Origin of the sequence: Brevundimonas sp. (assembly GCF_016463295.1) — a bacterium.
Classification (GTDB): Bacteria; Pseudomonadota; Alphaproteobacteria; order Caulobacterales; family Caulobacteraceae; genus Brevundimonas.
Window position 1 is genome coordinate 1 of sequence record NZ_JAEMRO010000136.1, and the last position, 3,376, is coordinate 3,376.

The 3,376-nt window shown below is 68.6% G+C and carries 4 protein-coding genes; all 4 read right to left on the minus strand.

From position 1 onward, the window contains the following. Nucleotides 1–214: hypothetical protein (locus JHC81_RS14120; RefSeq protein ID WP_292175738.1), on the minus strand; the 214-nt coding region annotated here is incomplete at its 3' end. Nucleotides 215–316: 102 nt separating this feature from the next. Continuing rightward, nucleotides 317–1,360, minus strand: a complete 1,044-nt coding sequence (locus tag JHC81_RS14125) for an ABC transporter substrate-binding protein (protein WP_292175739.1) — start codon at nt 1,358–1,360, stop codon at nt 317–319. A 617-nt stretch (nt 1,361–1,977) separates the two neighbouring features. Continuing rightward, on the minus strand, nt 1,978–2,985 hold the full coding sequence (locus JHC81_RS14130; RefSeq protein ID WP_292175740.1) for an alpha/beta hydrolase fold domain-containing protein: 1,008 nt from the start codon (nt 2,983–2,985) through the stop codon (nt 1,978–1,980). Between the two features lie 43 nt (nt 2,986–3,028). After that, the coding region (locus JHC81_RS14135; protein ID WP_292175741.1) for an ABC transporter C-terminal domain-containing protein at nt 3,029–3,376 on the minus strand (348 nt) is incomplete at its 5' end.

The window sequence follows — 3,376 nt, forward strand, 5'->3', positions numbered from 1 at the left end:
GGATGGGGGTGTTGGCGCGGCGTGGGGCGGCAGTCTCGTTCGAGGCCGTCTGGACACCTTGCGGCATGACGGCGGGGCCGCGGCCGTTCCAATTCATGTAGCGCGGGGCGGCGGCCTCCTGAGCCACGGCCTGACCGGCCAGGAGCAGCGATCCGGCCAGGGCCAGGGCACTGACGGTCGCAGTTGAGGGTCGAGACGGGTCGGGTCGGCGCAAGGGAACAGGCTCCGCGCGAGGGATCGCTAACCTCGACCTTTACCGAACGCCCCTTAACCCGCCCCTAATGGACGCCGTTATGTAAACGGTTCCGGCGAAGGATCAGTCGCGCCCCGGCAGATACTGGGTCGTGAAGGCACGGCGCCAGTCCAGATCGGCGGGGTAAAGCCCCGCCGTCGACATCGTCTCGTGGAAGGCCTGCCAGCGTTCGGCTGTCATGGCCCCGAGGCCATAAAGGGCCGCATCGCCGCCGTTGACCACGCTATTGCTGCGCAGGGCCGCGCGCGCCTGATCCAGATCGGCCTGGGTCATGTCGGAGTTGGCCTGGCGGATCAGGGCGTCGGCGGCGCGGCCGTCGCCCTGGATATAGTCGCGCCAGCCCTCGACCGAGGCGGCGATGAAGCCCCGCAGAGCCCCGGCGTTGTCGCGGGCGAAGGCATCGGTCGACAGAACCATCGCGCCATAGGAGGGGTATCCTTCGTCGGCCAGCATCAGCACGCGCGGTTCGAACCGGGCGGCGCTCTGAACGGCCGTGACATCGCGGGTCAGTTCGCCTTGCAGAACCGCCTCACGGTCGGCCAGGAAGGGAGCCAGATCGCCGTCCTCCATCCGCTGCAGCTGATCGTCGGTGAAGCCGTACGTCGCCCGCAGCCACAGCCATACGGTATCCCGGGCGCTGTCGGACAGATACAGCGGCCGACCGACCAGTCCGGCGATGCCCTCGACAGCCGGTTCGGGCCGCGCGATCAGCACCTGGGGGTCCTTCTGGAAGAAGGCGGCGACCGCCTTCACCGGCGCACCCTGGGCGACCAGATTCATCGGCAGGAAGCTGGACGACGCCAGGCCCAGCTCGACCGACGTATTGGCCAGCCGCTGAGGCACATCGCCGCCGGGGCCGCCCTGGATAATCTCGACCGTCAGGCCGCGCGTCTCATAGGCCCCGGATGCCAGTGCCTGATAGAAGCCGCCATGCGTCGCCTGGGCCGGACCATCGGTTGCGAAGCGCAGGCGCACGCGCCCGTCTTCGTCCACGGGGGCCTGGGTGCGATCACAGGCGGCGAGGGTGGCCGTGATCGCGGCTGCGCCTGCGCCGATCAGGAGGGCGCGGCGGTGGGGGGCGAAGAAGGGGTTGCCGCTGGAGGCCATGCTCCGGGTTTAGGGCGGCGCTGCGGGGAAGGGAAGGGTGAGGCCGGTTGTGGCGAGCGGTAGTCAACCCCTTGCCCTCAAGTCGTGAGCGACCGCGTCGCGAACATAGGGCACCAGAATTGAGCGAGGGGACGAGGCTCCCCGGCGGACCGGTTTGCTTCGTCCCCTCGCCAAGTCCGGGTTGGACTTGGCCGTTGAGGTTTCGGACCCTGGCGTCAGCTTCGTCAGAGCAAGCCCTGAGGAAGGTCGGCTGTATCCTGTCGCGCTCCTGGTCTCCGGCGTACCGCTTGGCCAAGGCCTTGCGTCGTCCATCGATCCCGATCCGGTTCTCCGTGAACGTCTCTGGCCGAAGCCATCGTCGTTCGGGAGCCTTGATCCTGCCCTTCGTATCCTCGCCTCCGAAGAGGTCCGGTCGCCTGGGTCAGAGAGCCGGGCCGGTCCGCTTGAGCCCCGGGTCTCCCCGGTTTTCCGCGCCGCCGTGTCCCTCGGCCTGTTGACGTTCGCGCCAAATCCGTTAGACGGCAAGCGCCCGAATTCGGCCGGCTGTGCGGAACCGCCCCGTCCTCGGTGGGTAACCCTGTGCATATCCGTGGACGGACGGAATTCTCGCAGACGGATCAGCGGTTTGTGTTGTCCACAGAAACCGGGTCGCTTTTCATCTGAGCCTGCAGCCAGCAGAGAATGAAGGTCTGGGCGGCACGTGCGGTGGCCGGCGAGAAGTGCTGGAAGCCGTGCGGGGCGGTTGGCACGTCGAGCAATGTTGTCGGGGCGTAGCGGGACCAGGCCTCGGCCATCAGACGGCTGTCGTCGGCCAGCGGGTCTTCCTCGCCCATGACGAACAGAGCGGGGGGCATGCCGGTCAGGTCGGCATAGAGGGGCGACAGATCGGGTCGGCGCAGGCCAGCCTCATCACGGTCGAGGGCCAGGCGCGCTAAGTCGCGCTGCAGATTGGGGCCATCGAACAGCAGCGTCCGGGAGGTAGCGGCCCGCACGCTGGGCGTTCCCGACAGATCGAACACGCCCTGGACGAAGGCACAGGGCGGTAGAGCCTGCTCACCCGCATCGTGCAGTCTCAGCATGGCCAAGGCTGCCAGATGCGCCCCGGCGGACTCTCCTGTGACCAGCACCGTCTCGACCCCGAACCGGTCACGGCCTTCGGTTCTGGCCCAACGCATCGCATGCGCGCAGTCGGCGACGGCATCGGCAAGGCTGTCTTCCAGCCCCTGGGTCAGAAGACGATAGTCGACCGAGACGACGACATGACCGGCGTCGACGAAACAGGCCGTCAACCGGTCGTTCAGGGCCGCGCTGCCGACCACCCAGCCGCCACCATGCAGGTCCACAACGATGCCCTTGGCCGCCCCCGCAGGCTCAAGAATGCGCAAGGCGACAGGACCTTCGCCGCTCTGGATGGTCAGGTTGGACACCCGTATGCCCTTGCGCCCCAGTCGGGCGGCGGACACCCGCCCAGAGGCCCGGCTGGCCAGTGCGTTCAGCCGCGTGCCGACCGCCAGCCGCCAGCCGCTGATCTTCAGCCGCGGGGCCACGGCCATGACGGCATTCACACGTCGGGCGGCCTTCAGCTCGGCAGGCGTCAGGGACAGGGTATGGCGCGTCAGGGACATGGCGTCAGACTAGGCTCTGCCGCAGCGACCGCCATGCGACCGGTCAGCCCGCCAGGGCCTCGCGCCGGGCTTCCAGCTCCAGCCATTCCTCCTCGGCGGCCGCCAGCAGGGCGCGGGCGCGGTCGGCGTTGGCGGTGGCGCGGTCGAAGGCCTTGCGGTCGCGGGTGTAGAGGTCGGGGTCGGCCAGGATGGCGTCGTGGCGTTCGATGTCCTGGGGCAGGGACACCAGCAGGCCCTCAAGTTCCTTCAGCCGGTGGGCATCCTTGAACGACAGCTTGCCGGGCTTTTTTGTCTGGGCGCGAGCAGAAGGCTCCGCCTTCTCGACCCGACGTGCCCCGTCGGCGGCGACACGATCATCGGCGGCGGCCTTGTCCTGCGGGCGGGGGTTGGC

Bases quoted from the DNA above. Each gene is read 5' to 3' on its own strand.
- JHC81_RS14130 (WP_292175740.1), bottom strand. From the start codon at position 2,985: ATGTCCCTGACGCGCCATACCCTGTCCCTGACGCCTGCCGAGCTGAAG.
- JHC81_RS14125 (WP_292175739.1), bottom strand. From the start codon at position 1,360: ATGGCCTCCAGCGGCAACCCCTTCTTCGCCCCCCACCGCCGCGCCCTC.